The 16590-nt window shown below is 70.3% G+C and carries 13 protein-coding genes; 10 read left to right on the top strand and 3 right to left on the bottom strand.

Annotated features, from left to right (window positions below; genetic code table 11):
• Nucleotides 1-324: 324 nt before the first annotated feature.
• The gene (locus tag ACFW9O_RS35180; RefSeq protein ID WP_384615101.1) at nt 325-1110 is read left to right on the top strand and encodes a protein phosphatase 2C domain-containing protein; all 786 of its coding nucleotides are present in this window, start codon (nt 325-327) and stop codon (nt 1108-1110) included.
• Nucleotides 1111-1177: 67 nt separating this feature from the next.
• Here ACFW9O_RS35180 and ACFW9O_RS35175 read toward each other — a convergent pair whose 3' ends face one another.
• Nucleotides 1178-1660 (bottom strand): MarR family transcriptional regulator, encoded by a 483-nt coding sequence (locus ACFW9O_RS35175; protein WP_351174922.1) that lies wholly within the window; start codon nt 1658-1660, stop codon nt 1178-1180.
• 254 nt (nt 1661-1914) lie between these two features.
• Here ACFW9O_RS35175 and ACFW9O_RS35170 point away from each other — a divergent pair, with 254 nt between their 5' ends.
• Complete coding sequence (locus ACFW9O_RS35170) at nt 1915-2748, top strand: lysozyme (RefSeq protein WP_384615098.1); 834 nt, start codon at nt 1915-1917, stop codon at nt 2746-2748.
• Nucleotides 2749-2924: 176 nt separating this feature from the next.
• Nucleotides 2925-3677, top strand: a complete 753-nt coding sequence (locus ACFW9O_RS35165) for a polysaccharide deacetylase family protein (protein WP_384615171.1) — start codon at nt 2925-2927, stop codon at nt 3675-3677.
• 121 nt (nt 3678-3798) lie between these two features.
• Here the strand turns inward: ACFW9O_RS35165 and lon are convergent, their stop codons facing one another.
• On the bottom strand, nt 3799-6225 hold the full coding sequence (gene lon / locus ACFW9O_RS35160) for an endopeptidase La (RefSeq protein WP_384615096.1): 2427 nt from the start codon (nt 6223-6225) through the stop codon (nt 3799-3801).
• A 330-nt stretch (nt 6226-6555) separates the two neighbouring features.
• On the opposite strand from lon, the gene ACFW9O_RS35155 reads away from it, so the two are divergent.
• From ACFW9O_RS35155 to ACFW9O_RS35135, 5 genes are all read left to right on the top strand, one after another.
• Nucleotides 6556-7239, top strand: a complete 684-nt coding sequence (locus tag ACFW9O_RS35155; protein ID WP_384615094.1) for a spermidine synthase — start codon at nt 6556-6558, stop codon at nt 7237-7239.
• Nucleotides 7240-7470: 231 nt separating this feature from the next.
• Nucleotides 7471-8208, top strand: a complete 738-nt coding sequence (locus ACFW9O_RS35150; protein ID WP_014154105.1) for a response regulator transcription factor — start codon at nt 7471-7473, stop codon at nt 8206-8208.
• The gene (locus ACFW9O_RS35145) at nt 8205-9281 is read left to right on the top strand and encodes an ATP-binding protein (RefSeq protein ID WP_384615092.1); all 1077 of its coding nucleotides are present in this window, start codon (nt 8205-8207) and stop codon (nt 9279-9281) included. The genes ACFW9O_RS35150 and ACFW9O_RS35145 overlap by 4 nt, the downstream gene beginning before the upstream one ends.
• A gap of 259 nt (nt 9282-9540) precedes the next feature.
• Nucleotides 9541-13347, top strand: a complete 3807-nt coding sequence (locus ACFW9O_RS35140; protein WP_384615090.1) for a multifunctional oxoglutarate decarboxylase/oxoglutarate dehydrogenase thiamine pyrophosphate-binding subunit/dihydrolipoyllysine-residue succinyltransferase subunit — start codon at nt 9541-9543, stop codon at nt 13345-13347.
• Between the two features lie 90 nt (nt 13348-13437).
• Nucleotides 13438-13620 carry a DUF6104 family protein gene (locus ACFW9O_RS35135; RefSeq protein WP_351167062.1) on the top strand — a complete coding sequence of 61 codons (183 nt, stop codon included), beginning with the start codon at nt 13438-13440 and terminating at the stop codon, nt 13618-13620.
• On the opposite strand, the gene ACFW9O_RS35130 is transcribed toward ACFW9O_RS35135, so the two are convergent.
• Nucleotides 13621-14454, bottom strand: a complete 834-nt coding sequence (locus ACFW9O_RS35130) for a hypothetical protein (protein ID WP_384615088.1) — start codon at nt 14452-14454, stop codon at nt 13621-13623. It lies immediately after the preceding gene.
• A gap of 155 nt (nt 14455-14609) precedes the next feature.
• On the opposite strand from ACFW9O_RS35130, the gene ACFW9O_RS35125 reads away from it, so the two are divergent.
• A complete protein-coding gene (locus ACFW9O_RS35125; RefSeq protein WP_351167066.1) occupies nt 14610-15467 on the top strand; it encodes a DUF4097 family beta strand repeat-containing protein in 858 nt (285 codons plus the stop codon).
• 1 nt (nt 15468) lies between these two features.
• Nucleotides 15469-16464 (top strand): helix-turn-helix transcriptional regulator, encoded by a 996-nt coding sequence (locus ACFW9O_RS35120; protein WP_384615087.1) that lies wholly within the window; start codon nt 15469-15471, stop codon nt 16462-16464.
• Nucleotides 16465-16590 lie beyond the last annotated feature (126 nt).

Here is a 16590-nt window from a genome sequence, read left to right as displayed (position 1 = left end):
GTGACACACGGTCACGTGCAAAGCTCGCCCCCGCCCTGGTACGGCTTCTGACCATTCCAGTGCTTTTGAGAGGGGGGCGCGCATCAACCGCTCCGCCACTCGAACGAGTGAACATCACTCCGGAGTTGGCGAACAAGTCTCCCCGCGGGCGCTCCCGGCCATGCATGGCCCCCTGGGTGGAACTTCGGCCCAGGCTTTGGCAGGATGCCCACCCGCATATGCACAGAGCACCTCCTTCCCCCCGGGGAGGCCGCTCTGACCTGCTGGTACGACCCAACCCCTGGTTCGTGCAGCCCTCGTGAAGACATCGTGCAGACTGATCGCATGCGCATCGAACTCGCCACCGAGCCGGGCAGCCCCGAACGCCCCAACGAGGACTGGGTATCCACCGCCCTCCCGGCAGCCGGCCTGGGCGGGGTGCTCGTCCTGCTCGACGGCGTCACGCCACCCAGGGGCGACGACGGATGTGTGCACTCGGTGCCCTGGTTCACCTCGGGACTGGGTGGCTCATTGGCCGAACTGTCCGCTTCGCGGCGGGATCTGACGCTGACCGAGATCCTCTCGATGTCCATTCGGCGCACCGCCGACACGCACCGTTCCCTGTGTGACCTTTCTCACGTACGGACACCGCAGGCGACAGTGGTCATGGCGCGTTGGGACGAACAGGAGATCGAGCACCTGGTTCTTTCCGACTCCGCGCTGCTCCTCGAAGCGCCCGACGGCACGGTTCGGGCGGTCCTCGACGACCGTCTCGACCGGCTGCCACCGGGCTCTCTCGCCTCCGAGGCGGTCGCCGACGCACGCGCACGGAACAAGGAGGGCGGTTTCTTCACCGCCGCCGCCGACCCCGCCGTGGCATCACGCGCGGTGACCGGCCGCACCCCGCGCGCGGAGGTCCGGACGCTGGCGGCGATGACCGACGGGGCGAGCCGCTGGACGGAGACGTTCCGTGAGGGCGACTGGGCGGCCACGCTGGGACTGCTGCGCAAGGCCGGGCCGCAGGGGCTGATCGACCGGGTCCGGGAGCTGGAGCGGGCCGACACGGACCGCACGTACCTGCGCCGCAGCAAGACGCACGACGACGCGACAGCCGTCCTGGTCGAGCTGTAGGCCGAATCGAGCCGCGGCCCCACCCGTTGCCGCGCCCGCCGGCATCCACCCGTACCGACCGACGCCCTCACTCCTCGGCACGCTCGTTCAAGTGGTGCAGCAGCCGCGCCAGTTCCGCGACCTCGGCACGGTCCCAGTCCGCCAGCTTGCGGGCATATCGCCCTCGGCGGGCATCCCGGACACTCCGAAAGCGGGCGAGACCCTCCTCGGTGAGCCGGACGAGCGAGGCACGACCGTCCGCCGGGTCGCTCTCGCGCGCCACCAGCCCCAGGGTCTCCAGTGCGCGCAGCTGTCGGCTCATGGTCGCCTTGCCGACTCCGAAGTAGGCGGCGAGCTCGGTGGCACGCTGCCGGCCGGCCGACTCCAGCCGCACGAAGAGCCCGTAGGCCGCCGACTCCAGGTCCGGGTGGACCTCGCGGGCCATCTCCCCCGAGCTGGCCCGCGCCCGGCGCAGGAACACCGCCAACTCACGCTCCAGCGCAAGGAATTCGTGGTCCACACCACTCCCGGCCGCGGCACCGGGTTCACCTGCGCTTCCACTCCCGTGCACGTCAGCACCCTTCGTACGCTTTCCCGCCGATGAAAGTTTCTTCCAGCCCCGGCCATCACCGCAGCTGGGCCAGTATTTCGTAGGCGTAGACCATCGGCAGCGGCCGGTCCCCCTTCCGCCGAGCGGGTCTACGTGCGTAGCTTCATGAGTGTCACGGGTGGCATGTCCACACCATGGTGGCACGCACCGCAGGAGTGTCCCGCACACGCTCCTGGGCCGGCACCTCCCCCCACCGAGTCCTCGGAGGCACGCAGATGCCCGAGCACAGATCCGGATCCGGAACGACCCGCCGCTCGCACCTCGCCGCAGCGGGATCCCTCCTCGCCGCCCTCGCCCTCCTGCTCGCGCTGCCCGGCGCGGCCGGCGCGGCCGACGTTCCCCAGCGCGGTACAGCCAGGTTGGGCCAGGGCGTCATCGCGCACGACGGACAGCAGGGCGGCGGCCCCACGGGTCCCGCCGCCGTCCAGACCGAAGGCGTGGACGTCAGCGGCCATCAGGGCAACGTGGCCTGGCAGACCCTCTGGAACAGCGGCGTGAAGTGGGCCTATGTCAAGGCCACCGAGGGCACGTACTACAAGAACACGTACTTCACGCAGCAGTACAACGGCTCGTACAACGTCGGCATGATCCGCGGCACCTACCACTTCGCCACCCCCGACACGACCAGTGGTGCGGCCCAGGCCAACTACTTCGTGGACAACGGCGGCGGCTGGTCCAGGGACGGCAGAACGCTGCCCGGCGTGCTCGACATCGAGTGGAACCCTTACGGCGCGCAGTGCTACGGGAAGACCCAGGCCGCGATGGTGTCCTGGATCCGCGACTTCACGAACACCTACAAGGCACGCACGGGGCGCGACCCGGTGATCTACACCGCCACCAGCTGGTGGAAGGACTGCACGGGCAACAACGCGAGCTTCGGAGCCACCAACCCGCTCTGGGTGGCCCGCTACAACACCACGGTCGGTGAACTGCCGGCCGGCTGGGGCTTCTACACGATGTGGCAGTACACCTCGTCCGGCCCCACGGTCGGTGACCACAACCACTTCAACGGCGCCCTCGACCGCGTACAGGCACTCGCGAACGGCTGATCGGACCCCACCCCGTACGACCCGGGCCCCGGTGACAAGACCCACGTCACCGGGGCTCCGTGCTGTCCGGGCACTCACTATACATAGTGCGTATACGCGCTATGTATAGTCGCGGCGTGCCGCACCGCCGGTGTGCGGCTCAGCCATGAAGGAGTGACGTTGCCGTGCCCAGAAAGATGTCGCCGTTCGGTACGGGCCTGGCCGCCACCCTCGCCGCCGCGCTCGCGCTGACGCTCAGCGGCTGCTCGATGCAGACCACCGCCCCGGGGTCCGCACGCCGGGACGCCCCGTCCGACGCGAAGGGGCCGTTCGGCCAGGTGGACTGCCGCAGGGCGAAGTGCATCGCGCTGACATTCGACGCGGGTCCGGCGAAGGACACCCCGCATCTCCTTGACGTCCTCAAGGAGAAGAAGGTGCCGGCCACGTTCTTCCTGCTGGGCAGGGACCACGTCCTGAAGCACCCCGGCACCGTGCGGCGCATCCAGGCCGAGGGGCACGAGGTCGCCAACCACACCTGGACGCACGAGATCCTGACGGACAGGGAGCCGGAAGAGATACGCGCCGAGCTGGAGAAGACCCAGACCGCGATCGAGAGGATCACCGGGAAGAGGCCGCGCCTGATGCGTCCGCCGCAGGGCCGTACCGACGACACGGTCTCCAGGATCTGCGAGGAGCTCGGGCTCTCCCAGATCCTGTGGAGCGCGACCGCCAAGGACTACTCCACGAACGACTCGGCGCTGATCAGGAAGCGGATACTCGACCAGACCGGCAGGGACGGGATCATCCTGCTGCACGACATCTACCGGGGGACGGTCCCCGCGGTGCCCGGCATCATCGACACCCTGAAGGACCGTGGCTACACCTTCGTGACCGTCCCCCAGCTGATGGCCCCCGCGGAACCGGAGGCCGGCACGGTGTACCGCCCCTGAGCCGCCCGCGCCCCTGCCCCCGCACCAGGAGAACGCGGAACGGCCCGCTCCTCCCGCGAGGGAGGAGCGGGCCGTCCGTACCGGCCGTGTCCGTGGTGCCACGCCCGTCACTGCGTGACACCTACGCCGCAGCCGGGATCCTCTCCTCGGCCCCGACCGACGCCGGGGCGAGGGCGATCTCCAGTACCTGGCGGACATCGGTGACCGGGTGGACCTCCAGGGTGTCGAGGACCTCGGCCGGGACGTCGTCCAGGTCGGCCTCGTTCCGCTTGGGGATCACCACCGTGGTGATGCCCGCCCGGTGCGCGGCCAGCAGCTTCTGCTTCAGACCGCCGATCGGCAGCACCCGTCCGGTCAGCGACACCTCACCGGTCATCGCCACATCGGTACGGACGAGCCGTCCCGAGAGCAGCGAGGCCAGCGCCGTCGTCATCGTGATGCCGGCACTCGGGCCGTCCTTGGGGACGGCGCCCGCCGGGAAGTGGATGTGCGCGCCGCGGTCCTTCAGGTCCGCGACCGGCAGTTCCAGTTCAGCGCCGTGCGACCGCAGGAAGCTCAGCGCGATCTGGGCGGACTCCTTCATCACGTCGCCGAGCTGTCCCGTGAGGGTCAGTCCGGACGCCCCGGTCTCCGGGTCGGCCAGCGACGCCTCGACGAACAGCACGTCGCCGCCCGCTCCGGTCACCGCGAGCCCGGTGGCCACGCCCGGCACCGCGGTGCGGCGCTCGGCCGGTACCTGGGCGGACTCGGGCACGTGGTGGGGGCGTCCGATCAGGCCCCGCAGGTCCTCGTCGGTCACCGTGAACGGGAGTTCGCGGTCGCCCAGTTCGTGCTGGGCCGCGACCTTGCGGAGCAGTCGTGCGACCGCCCGCTCCAGGTTCCGTACCCCGGCCTCCCTCGTGTACTCGCCGGCCAGCTTGCGCAGCGCCGACTCGTCGAGGCTCACCTCGTCCTTCTCCAGACCGGCCCGCTCCAGCTGGCGCGGGAGCAGGTGGTCGCGGGCGATGACGACCTTCTCGTCCTCGGTGTAGCCGTCCAGCCTGACCAGCTCCATGCGGTCGAGCAGGGCTTCCGGGATGGCTTCGAGCACGTTCGCCGTGGCGAGGAACACCACGTCGCTGAGGTCGAGTTCGACCTCCAGGTAGTGGTCGCGGAAGGTGTGGTTCTGTGCCGGGTCGAGCACCTCGAGCAGGGCGGCGGCCGGGTCGCCCCGGAAGTCCGAGCCGACCTTGTCGATCTCGTCGAGCAGGACGACCGGGTTCATCGAACCGGCCTCCTTGATGGCGCGGACGATGCGTCCCGGGAGCGCGCCGACGTACGTACGCCGGTGGCCGCGGATCTCCGCCTCGTCCCGGACGCCGCCGAGTGCGACGCGGACGAACTTGCGGCCCATGGCGTGCGCCACGGACTCACCGAGCGAGGTCTTGCCCACCCCGGGCGGACCGACCAGCGCGAGCACGGCACCGCCGCGCCGCCCGCCGACCACACCGAGCCCGCGGTCGGCACGCCGCTTGCGCACCGCGAGGTACTCGGTGATGCGCTCCTTCACGTCCTGCAGACCCGCGTGCTCCGCGTCCAGGATCTCCTGGGCACCCCTGATGTCGTACGCGTCCTCGGTCCGCTCGGTCCACGGCAGTTCCAGGACGGTGTCCAGCCAGGTGCGGATCCAGGAGCCCTCGGGGCTCTGGTCGGACGCGCGCTCCAGCTTCTCGACCTCCTTGAGCGCGGCCTCACGGACGTTCTCGGGCAGCTCGGCGGCCTCGACGCGCGCCCGGTAGTCGTCGGACTCGTCCTCCGGATCACCGTTGAGCTCGGAGAGCTCCTTGCGTACGGCGTCGAGCTGGCGCCGCAGCAGGAACTCGCGCTGCTGCTTGTCGACGCCCTCCTGGACGTCCTTGGCGATGGACTCGGCGACGTCCTGCTCGGCGAGGTGCTCGCCGAGCCACTGGACGGCGAGCTTGAGCCGGGCGACCGCGTCGAAGGTCTCCAGCAGCTGGACCTTCTGGGCGGTGGTGAGGAAGGGCGAGTACCCGGAGTTGTCGGCGAGGGCCGAGATGTCGTCGATCTGCTGCACCCGGTCCACCACCTGCCAGGCGCCGCGCTTCTTCAGCCAGCTGGTGGCGAGCGCCTTGTACTCCTTGGCGAGTTCGGCGGCGGAGCCGGGCAGAGGATCGGGCAGGGACACGTCGATCCGTGTTCCCTCCACCCACAGTGCCCCGCCGGGCCCGCTCGTCCCGGCACCGATCCGTACCCGGTCACGGGCGCGGATGAGAGCGCCCGGGTCCCCGTCCGAGAGCCGCCCCACCTGCTCGACGGTCCCGAGGACACCGGTCCCCGTGTAGTTCCCGTCGATACGGGGGACGAGCAGCACCTCGGGCTTGCCGCCGCCGGGCCGTGCGACGGCCTGGGCCGCCTCCACGGCGGCACGTACGTCCGCATCCGACAGATCGAGGGGCACCACCATTCCGGGAAGCACGACCTCGTCGTCGAGCGGCAGCACGGGCAGGTCGACCGGCGTGGACACCTGGGACGTGGACTCAGCAGTCATGATCTCCCCTTCGGCAGGCAAGTTGAGTTACGTGGACTCAATGCTCCTGAGTTGCCGAATGTTCCCCACGGTGCGTTCGCTCTCAGCGATCACTCTCGGGCCCTGCCCCGCCTCGGGGCCCACGGGCCCCGCGGCGCCTGCCCCTACGGCAGCGTTCCGCGTGGCACGGCCATTCCCGACGGGCCGCCCGCGAGCCGCGGAATCGAACGCGGGGCGGCTGCTCGGACCGGAGGGTGACACTGCGGAAATCCGCTGGTCCCGGCGGCGGCGCCCGGGGATGATGGACCGGCCGACCGTCCGACCGCCGACCGGAGACCGGAGACCGCCCACATGTCCGTCGCAGACGCCCACCGCCCCGTCACGCTCGACCGGCGCGAAGGGCCGCACGGTGAGGTCGTCCTGCGGGGGCGCGGCGACGACTTCGAGATCATCGCCAACGGCTGCTTCCTCATGGACACCTCCGACGGGCGCTCGGAGCGGCTGCTGATCGACGCGGCGCTCGACGCACTGCCCGACGGGCGGCAGGACCCGGCCGTGCTCATCGGCGGGCTCGGCGTCGGCTTCTCGCTGGTTCGCGCGGCGGCCGGCGAGCGATGGGGCCGGATCGTGGTCGTCGAGCGGGAGCAGGCGATCGTGGACTGGCACCTGGAGGGGCCGCTCGACCGGATCTCGGGTGCCGCGCTCGCCGATCCCCGGACCGAGATCCTCCGTACGGATCTCGTCGAGCACCTCCGTACGACCACGGAGCGTTACGACGCGTTGTGCCTGGACATCGACAACGGCCCCGGCTGGACCGTCACGGAGGACAACGGAAGCCTCTATTCACCGGCCGGCCTCGCGGCCTGCCTGGCCCGTCTGACGCCCGGCGGAGTCCTTGCCGTGTGGTCCGCGCAGCCGTCCGCGGACTTCGAGAACTCCTTGCGGAATGCCGGATTCCACGCGGTACGGACCGAAGAAGTAGCCGTTGCCCGAGGTGTGCCCGACGTGGTCCATCTCGCACTCCGAAGTGCCTGAACCCCCACCCGGTACCCACAGCCCAGGTATCCCGCGGGCCAAGCGGCACAAGGCCGACGATCCGCCTCTCCCGCGGAGGTAACACCTTCACCTCGGTCAACACCCTGCGTAGCCGTGAGCCGTCTTCTGCCTTTACGCTCTGACCGGCACAAGGGATCACCCACGAAATCCACAAGCGATAACCGTGCCTCCGGGGGAATGGCCTCCGCGAGAACGGGCAGGGGCGGGGCGATGGAACAGACACACACCACCCACAACGGCGTCGCGGCCACCCCCGGGGCTCAGCGCCGGGTTCTGGTGGTCGAGGACGACGCGACAATCGTCGACGCCATTTCCGCCCGTCTGCGGGCCGAGGGCTTTCTGGTGCAGACCGCACTGGACGGGCCCGCGGCCGTGGATGCGGCCGAGGCCTGGCAACCCGATCTGATGGTGCTCGACATCATGCTTCCCGGCTTCGACGGCCTGGAGGTCTGCCGCCGTGTGCAGGCCCAGCGTCCCGTTCCGGTGCTGATGCTCACCGCACGCGACGACGAGACCGACATGCTGGTCGGGCTCGGGGTCGGGGCCGACGACTACATGACCAAGCCGTTCTCCATGCGTGAGCTGGCGGCGCGGGTGCACGTCCTGCTGCGACGGGTGGAGCGGGCCGCGCTGGCCGCCGTCACCCCGCGCAGCGGCATCCTGCGCCTCGGCGAGCTGGAGATCGACCACGCGCAGCGCCGCGTCCGGGTGCGCGCCGACGACGTCCACCTGACACCGACCGAGTTCGACCTGCTGGTCTGCCTGGCCAACACACCGCGCGCGGTGCTGTCCCGGGAGCAGCTGCTGGCAGAGGTGTGGGACTGGGCGGACGCCTCGGGCACCCGTACGGTCGACAGCCACATCAAGGCGCTGCGCCGGAAGATCGGCGCCGAGCGGATCCGAACGGTGCACGGCGTCGGTTACGCCCTGGAGACTCCCGCGCCATGACGCGGCCCGGCTCCGGACTGCGGCCCTTCTCGATCAAGGCCAAGCTGGGCACGCTCGTCGTGGTCTCGGTGTTCATCACGACCGGTCTGCTGATCGTCGCGCTGCGCACCAGGACCGAATTCAGGTTCATCACGGTCTTCTCGGTGATCGCCACGCTGCTGATCACCCAGTTCGTGGCCCACGGCCTGACCGCGCCGCTGGACGAGATGAGAGCCGTCGCCCGGTCGATCTCGCACGGCGACTACACGAGACGGGTGAGCGGCGCCGGACGCCGCGACGAGCTCGGCGACCTGGCGCAGACGATCAACCGCATGGCGGACGACCTGGAGGCCGAGGACCTGCACCGCAAGGAGCTGGTGGCCAACGTCTCGCACGAGCTGCGCACCCCCATCGCGGCGCTGAGAGCCGTACTGGAGAACGTGGTGGACGGGGTGTCCGCCGCCGACCCCGAGACCATGCGCACGGCCCTGAAGCAGACCGAGCGCCTCGGCAGGCTGGTGGAGACGCTTCTGGACCTCTCACGGCTGGACAACGGCGTGGTCACGCTGAAGGCCCGTCGCTTCGAGGTGTGGCCCTATCTTTCGGGGGTCCTGAAGGAAGCGAACCTCGCGGCCTCGCACCGCCGGCTCTCCTCGGGCTCCGGCAACCACTCCCGTACGGACGTCCATCTGCACCTCGATGTGTCGCCGCCCGAGCTGACGGCGCACGCGGACGCGGAACGGCTGCACCAGGTGGTCGCCAATCTCATCGACAACGCGGTCAAGCACAGCCCTCCGCACGGCCGGGTCACGGTGCTGGCGCGGCGCGGGGACCACCCCGAGTCGCTCGAACTGGAGGTCGTCGACGAGGGCCCGGGCATTCCGGAGGCGGAGCGCCACCGGGTCTTCGAACGCTTCAACCGAGGCCAGGCGCCCTACCCGCACGGGTCCGGCAACGACGGCGGTACGGGGCTGGGGCTGGCGATCGCCCGCTGGGCGGTGGATCTGCACGGCGGCCATATCGGCGTGGCCGAATCAGCTCGCGGATGCCGGATCCAGGTCACTCTTCCGGGGACCTCTCAGTTCCGCGGTTGACATAGAGTTCGAACCGGAAGGCGGCGTTCTACGCTGCGGCCCCGAAAGAGATACGGTCCAAGGGGCCGTGTCCACGGCCTCGCGTACCCGAAGTGCAGCGGAACCCCGCTTGTTTCCCGCCATTTCATGCGCCGAAACCCGGCTTCCGATGTGATGTGCACGACGAAGACCGGCCCGGCCTGCACGTAACGGCTGGGGAGGCGTAGCCTTGATTTCCGCTGTCCATCACCTTGTGAAGCGGAAGAGGGCGGTTGCCGCCGTGTCGTCTCAGTCCCCCAGTAACTCGAGCATCTCGACCGATCAAGAAGCAGGCTCCGGGTCCAACCCGGCGGCCGCATTCGGCCCCAATGAGTGGCTTGTCGACGAGATCTACCAGCAGTACCTCCAGGACCCCAGCTCGGTCGATCGCGCCTGGTGGGACTTCTTCGCCGACTACAAGCCGGGCACGTCCGGCACGGCGGACAAGCCCGGCCCCGCAGCCGCGGGGGCTGCGGTGACGCCGGCTCCCGCCGCGACCACCGTCAACAGCGCCGTTCCGGCCGAGCCCGTGGCGAAGGCCCCGGCCTCCGTGCCCGCACCCGCCGCTCCGGCGCCGAAGGCGGCGGCCCCTGCTCCGGCAGCCCCTGCTCCGGCGGCACCCGCCCCGGCGAAGGCAGCACCCGCGAAGGCCGAGGCCGCCGATGCGACCGAGGCTCCGGCCGGCCCGGAGTACGTGACCCTGCGCGGCCCCTCGGCCGCCGTCGCGAAGAACATGAACGCCTCGCTGGAGCTGCCGACGGCCACGTCCGTCCGCGCGGTCCCGGTGAAGCTGCTCTTCGACAACCGCATCGTCATCAACAACCACCTCAAGCGGGCCCGCGGCGGGAAGATCTCCTTCACCCACCTCATCGGCTACGCGATGGTGCAGGCCCTCAAGGCCATGCCGACGATGAACTACTCCTTCGCGGTCAAGGACGGCAAGCCGACCCTGGTCAAGCCGGAGCACATCAACCTCGGCCTGGCCATCGACCTCGTGAAGCCGAACGGCGACCGCCAGCTGGTCGTCGCGGCCATCAAGAAGGCCGAGACCCTCAACTTCTTCGAGTTCTGGCAGGCGTACGAGGACATCGTCCGCCGCGCCCGTGTCGGCAAGCTCGGCATGGACGACTTCTCCGGGGTCACCGCCTCGCTGACCAACCCCGGCGGCATCGGCACCGTTCACTCGGTGCCCCGCCTGATGCCCGGACAGGGCCTCATCATGGGCGTCGGCGCGATGGACTACCCGGCGGAGTTCCAGGGCACCTCGCAGGACACCCTGAACAAGCTGGGCATCTCGAAGGTCATGACGCTGACCTCGACGTACGACCACCGGGTCATCCAGGGCGCCGCGTCCGGCGAGTTCCTGCGTGTCCTGTCCCAGCTCCTGCTCGGCGAGAACGACTTCTACGACGAGATCTTCAAGGCGCTGCGCATCCCCTACGAGCCGGTCCGCTGGCTCAAGGACATCGACGCCTCGCACGACGACGACGTCACCAAGGCCGCACGGGTCTTCGAGCTGATCCACTCCTACCGGGTCCGCGGCCACGTCATGGCCGACACCGACCCGCTGGAGTACCGCCAGCGCAAGCACCCCGACCTGGACATCAACGAGCACGGCCTCACCCTGTGGGACCTGGAGCGGGACTTCGCGGTCGGCGGTTTCGCCGGGCAGACGCTCATGAAGCTCCGCGACATCCTCGGTGTGCTGCGTGAGTCGTACTGCCGCACCACCGGCATCGAGTTCATGCACATCCAGGACCCGAAGGAGCGCAAGTGGCTCCAGGACCGGGTGGAGCGTCCGCGCCCCGCGCCGGAGCGCGAGGAGCAGCTGCGGATCCTGCGCCGTCTGAACGCCGCGGAGGCCTTCGAGACGTTCCTGCAGACCAAGTACGTCGGCCAGAAGCGGTTCTCGCTGGAGGGCGGCGAGTCCGTCATCCCGCTGCTCGACGCGGTCATCGACTCCGCCGCCGAGGCGCGCCTCGACGAGGTCGTCATCGGTATGGCCCACCGCGGTCGTCTGAACGTCCTGGCGAACATCGTCGGCAAGTCGTACGCGCAGATCTTCCGGGAGTTCGAGGGCAACCTCGACCCGCGGTCGATGCACGGTTCCGGCGACGTCAAGTACCACCTGGGCGCCGAGGGCACGTTCACCGGTCTGGACGGCGAGCAGATCAAGGTCTCGCTGGCCGCCAACCCCTCGCACCTGGAGGCCGTCGACCCGGTTCTCGAGGGCATCGCCCGCGCCAAGCAGGACATCATCAACAAGGCCGGCACGGACTTCACGGTCCTGCCCGTCGCGCTCCACGGCGACGCGGCCTTCGCGGGCCAGGGCGTCGTCGCCGAGACGCTCAACATGTCGCAGCTGCGCGGCTACCGCACCGGCGGTACGGTCCACGTCGTCATCAACAACCAGGTCGGCTTCACCGCCGCCCCGGAGGCGTCGCGCTCCTCGATGTACGCCACGGACGTGGCGCGCATGATCGAGGCGCCGATCATCCACGTCAACGGTGACGACCCGGAGGCCGTGGTCCGCGTCGCGCGGCTCGCCTTCGAGTACCGGCAGACGTTCAACAAGGACGTCGTCATCGACCTCATCTGCTACCGCCGTCGCGGTCACAACGAGGGCGACAACCCGGAGTTCACCAACCCGCAGATGTACACCCTGATCGACAAGAAGCGCTCGGTGCGCAAGCTCTACACCGAGTCCCTCATCGGTCGCGGCGACATCACGCTGGAAGAGGCCGAGCAGGCACTCCAGGACTTCCAGGGCCAGCTGGAGAAGGTCTTCGCGGAGGTCCGCGAAGCCACCTCCGCGCCGTCCCAGCCGCATGTCCCGGACGTCCAGGCCGAGTTCCCGGTGGCGGTGAACACCGCGGTCTCCTCGGAGGTCGTGAAGCTGATCGCCGAGTCCCAGGTCAACATCCCCGACGGGATCACCGTCCACCCGCGTCTGATGCCGCAGATGCAGCGCCGCGCGGCCTCGGTGGACAACGGCACGATCGACTGGGGCATGGGCGAGACCCTGGCCATCGGATCGCTGCTGATGGAGGGCACTCCGGTCCGGCTCGCCGGCCAGGACACCCGCCGCGGCACGTTCGGCCAGCGCCACGCGGTCCTCGTCGACCAGAAGACCGGCGAGGACTACACCCCGCTGCTCTACCTCTCCGACGACCAGGCCCGCTACAACGTCTACGACTCGCTGCTCAGCGAGTACGCGGCGATGGGCTTCGAGTACGGCTACTCGCTGGCCCGCCCGGAGTCGCTGGTCATCTGGGAGGCCCAGTTCGGTGACTTCGTCAACGGCGCGCAGACGGTCGTGGACGAGTTCATCTCCTCGGCCGAGCAGAAGTGGGGCCAGACGTCCGGCGTCACGCTGCTGCTGCCGCACGGTTACGAGGGCCAGGGCCCGGACCACTCGTCCGCCCGCCCGGAGCGCTTCCTGCAGATGTGCGCGCAGGACAACATGACGGTGGCGATGCCGACCCTGCCGTCGAACTACTTCCACCTTCTGCGGTGGCAGGTGCACAACCCGCACCACAAGCCGCTGATCGTCTTCACGCCGAAGTCGATGCTCCGTCTCAAGGCGGCGGCGTCGAAGGCGGAGGAGTTCACCACCGGCGGCTTCCGTCCGGTGATCGGCGACGAGTCGGTCAAGGCGGAGGCGGTCCGCAAGGTCGTCTTCTGCGCCGGCAAGCTGTACTACGACCTGGACGCCGAGCGCGAGAAGCGTGGCGACACGGAGACGGCGATCATCCGTCTGGAGCGCCTGTACCCGCTGCCGGGTGCGGAGATCCAGGCCGAGATCGCCAAGTACCCGAACGCGGAGAAGTACCTCTGGGCCCAGGAGGAGCCGGCCAACCAGGGTGCGTGGCCGTTCATCGCGCTCAACCTGATCGACCACCTGGACCTGGCCGTCGGCGCGGACGTGCCGCACGGTGAGCGCCTGCGCCGCATCTCGCGCCGGCACGGCTCGTCCCCGGCGGTCGGTTCGGCCAAGCGTCACCAGGCCGAGCAGACCCAGCTGGTCAACGAGGTCTTCGAGGCCTGATCGGCTGCTGTACACACCGTCGGTGCCCGGTTCCGCGAGATCGTCGCGGGGCCGGGCACCGCGGCTTTTCGGCCTCGTTATTCTGGTCGCATGTACTTCACGGACCGTGGCATCGAGGAACTTGAGAAGCGGCGCGGCGAGGAGGAAGTCACCTTCGAGTGGCTCGCCGAGCAGCTGCGCACGTTCGTCGACCTCAACCCCGACTTCGAGGTTCCCGTCGAGCGCCTGGCGACCTGGCTGGCCCGGCTCGACGACGAGGACGAGGACGCGTAGTCACCGCCGGGGCGTTCCCGCGGCTTCCGCTTCGCGTCTGAACCGGTTGTAGGCGAGCCCCAGGACGCCCTGCGCCAGCAGGATCACGCCCGCCGCGACCCAGCCCCCGCTGCGTCGGCGGGCACCCCACAGGGCGAGCGGGACTCCCACCGCGACCTGTGCAGCGGCCGCCGCGCGGGCCCGGGGACCGAGCATCCACGGCCCGAGGCTCCCGCTCTCGACCGCGTCGAGCTCCACCCGTACGGCATCGCGCCAGCCCGCCCACTCGATCTGTTCCGCTCGAGGGTGCGCCCCGGCCGCGCCGCGCAGCCGGTCGGCCGGTTCGCCGGGGGTGAGGCCGGCCGGGAGGGAGACGCCGGTACGGGTGAGGACGGAGAGAAGTCCGCGCAGCCGGGCGTCGGCGTCCGCCTCCGGGTCCGGACGCGTGAGCGCTTCCAGGTCCTGGACGTCCAGGACCGGGTCGAGGCCCAGCCGTACCGCGAACGTCCGCATGGCCTCGTCCTCGCCCGCCGGGGTGCCGTCGGCCAGCCAGATGTAGCCGACCGGGCGGCGGAAGCCCGAGGCGAGGGTGTAGCCGGAGCGGTCGCCGTCCCACCACAGTGCGAGCACGGGCCACGTCGAACCCACCGCGAGCGCGGTCGCCCAGCCGCCGAGGACCCGGTCGACCGGCTCGCCGTCCTCACCGCGCCAGGGCTTCCCTTCGGGAACGAGGGCGCTCCACCCGTCGCCGGCCGGGGTGAGCAGCATCGGCTCACGCAGGAGATGCGCCAGGGGCCGTACGGTCTCGGGGTCGGCCCGGCACAGCAGCAGGGCGCCCACGGATGTCGCGGTCATGGCCCATACGCTAGGGCAATTCACCCGCACATGAGTCCATTTGTCCGCTCTCGCGATATATCGACAACCCCTTGACTTCCGCAATCCGCGATATATCGTGTTCTCAAGAGACGCGATATGTTGCGTCACGTCACGCTCTTCGGGAGGTCCGATCCATGCCTGAGTCGACGTGGTCCGTCGCCGAGCCCCAGAAGCTCACGTTCGACGCCCCCGTGACGGCGCTCAGTGTGCGCATCGTCAACGGGACGGTCAATGTCGTCGGCACCGAGGAGGCCACCGCTCGCCTGGAGGTCTCCGGCATCGAGGGCCCCCCGCTGATCGTGACCCAGCGGGACGGCACCCTGACCGTGACCTACGAGGATCTGCCGTGGAAGGGGTTCCTCAGCTGGCTCGACCGGAAGACGCCGCGGCGTCACGCCGTCGTCTCGCTCGCCGTTCCCTCAGGTTCCGCCGTGGAGGTCGGTGTGGTCGGCGCCGGGGCGGTCGTCTCCGGGATCCGGGGCCGCACGGAGCTGCGTGGTGTCACCGGTGACACGACCCTGGTGGGACTGTCCGGCGTGGTCCGCGCGGAGACCGTCTCCGGCAGCCTGGAGGCCCAGGCCGTCACCGGCGACCTCCGCTTCCAGTCCGTGTCGGGAGACCTGACGGTCGTCGAGGGCGCCGGGACGTCGGTGCGGGCGGAATCGGTCAGCGGCCACATGGTCCTTGATGTCGATGCGTCCCCGAAGCCCACGGACATCAGGCTGACCACGGTCTCCGGCGAGATCGCCATCCGGCTGCCGCATCCGGCGGACGCGAAGGTCGAGGCGAACACCGCGAGCGGCGCGGTCTCCAACGCCTTCGAGGACCTGCGGGTGGGCGGCCAGTGGGGAGCGAAGAAGATCACCGGCACGCTCGGCGCCGGGACGGGAAAGCTGAAGGCGACGACCGTCTCCGGCTCGATCGCCCTGCTGCGCCGCCCACCGGCCGAGGACGACCGGTACGACGCCGAGCCGACCGGAAAGGTGCTCTGACATGCCCCCTGTATTCGCCCACGGCCGCCTGCGCCTGTATCTCCTGAAGTTGCTGGACGAGGCCCCGCGGCACGGCTACGAAGTGATCCGCCTGCTGGAGGAACGCTTCCAGGGGCTGTACGCGCCGTCGGCCGGCACCGTGTACCCGCGCCTGGCGAAGCTGGAGGCCGAAGGCCTGGTCACCCATGCCACCGAAGGCGGCCGCAAGGTCTACTCCATCACCGACGCCGGGCGCGCCGAGCTGGCGGGCCGCGGCGGCGAGCTGGCCGACCTGGAGCTGGAGATCCGCGAATCGGTCTCCGAGCTGGCCGCGGAGATCCGCGACGACGTACGCGGGGCGGCGGGCAAGGTGCGCAGCGAGATGCGAGCGGCGGCGTCCGAGTCGCGGCAGGCGACGGGCGGCGCCCGGAGCGGCTGGGACTCCGACTTCACCGACAGCGAGACATGGCGAACGGCGAAGGAAGAGCTCCGCAAGGCGAAGCAGGAGTGGAAGGAACAGGCCCGCCGGGCGAAGGACGAGTCCCGCCGCGCCCGTGAGGACGCGGAGCAGGCCCGCCGGCAGGCCCGGGAGGCCCACGAGAAGGCGCGTGAGCAGATGCAGAACGCCGCACGCCAGGTGCAGGAGCACTTCGCTCGGGGCGACTGGCCCACGGGCGTACGGGAAGGCCTGGCCGAGATCACCGGCCAGCTCGGCAACTTCGCCAAGACCGGCAGCTGGCCCTCGTACACGAGGCCCGATCCCGCCGCCCCCGACGTCGAGTGGGCCCCCGACGTCGAGTGGGCCTCCGACGCGACGGCCACGGGCGACCCGTCCCGCGACCTCGACCGCCTGCTGGACCGCTTCCGCGACGACATCCGGGACGTGGCGCGGGACCGGGGAGTCACCGAGGACCAGCTGGCAGAGGCCCGCCGCCACCTCGCGACGGCCGCGGCACACATCGGCACACTGCTCCGGGGCACCGCCGACGGCACGGCGGAGAACACCAAGAAGGGCTGAACGGGCGGAGCACAGCCCGGGCGTGGGGGGGGCGGCCGGCCGCGCCCCGGGCCCCCCCAGGGTGGGCGGCGCCCCCCCCGGGCCGGATGGGCGGGGGGTGGGGGGGGGGGCCCGGGACGGGGGCGG

Source organism: Streptomyces sp. NPDC059499, assembly GCF_042749285.1.
Lineage (GTDB): Bacteria > Actinomycetota > Actinomycetes > Streptomycetales > Streptomycetaceae > Streptomyces.
The sequence above is the reverse complement of the archived record's forward strand: the minus strand, read 5'-3'. Positions and strand labels throughout refer to the sequence as shown.

Bases quoted from the DNA above. Each gene is read 5' to 3' on its own strand.
- ACFW9O_RS35180 (WP_384615101.1), top strand. From the start codon at position 325: ATGCGCATCGAACTCGCCACCGAGCCGGGCAGCCCCGAACGCCCCAAC.
- ACFW9O_RS35120 (WP_384615087.1), top strand. From the start codon at position 15,469: ATGCCCCCTGTATTCGCCCACGGCCGCCTGCGCCTGTATCTCCTGAAG.
- ACFW9O_RS35155 (WP_384615094.1), top strand. From the start codon at position 6,556: ATGTCCGTCGCAGACGCCCACCGCCCCGTCACGCTCGACCGGCGCGAA.
- ACFW9O_RS35145 (WP_384615092.1), top strand. From the start codon at position 8,205: ATGACGCGGCCCGGCTCCGGACTGCGGCCCTTCTCGATCAAGGCCAAG.
- ACFW9O_RS35125 (WP_351167066.1), top strand. From the start codon at position 14,610: ATGCCTGAGTCGACGTGGTCCGTCGCCGAGCCCCAGAAGCTCACGTTC.
- ACFW9O_RS35130 (WP_384615088.1), bottom strand. From the start codon at position 14,454: ATGACCGCGACATCCGTGGGCGCCCTGCTGCTGTGCCGGGCCGACCCC.
- lon (WP_384615096.1), bottom strand. From the start codon at position 6,225: ATGACTGCTGAGTCCACGTCCCAGGTGTCCACGCCGGTCGACCTGCCC.
- ACFW9O_RS35150 (WP_014154105.1), top strand. From the start codon at position 7,471: ATGGAACAGACACACACCACCCACAACGGCGTCGCGGCCACCCCCGGG.
- ACFW9O_RS35135 (WP_351167062.1), top strand. From the start codon at position 13,438: ATGTACTTCACGGACCGTGGCATCGAGGAACTTGAGAAGCGGCGCGGC.
- ACFW9O_RS35170 (WP_384615098.1), top strand. From the start codon at position 1,915: ATGCCCGAGCACAGATCCGGATCCGGAACGACCCGCCGCTCGCACCTC.
- ACFW9O_RS35165 (WP_384615171.1), top strand. From the start codon at position 2,925: ATGTCGCCGTTCGGTACGGGCCTGGCCGCCACCCTCGCCGCCGCGCTC.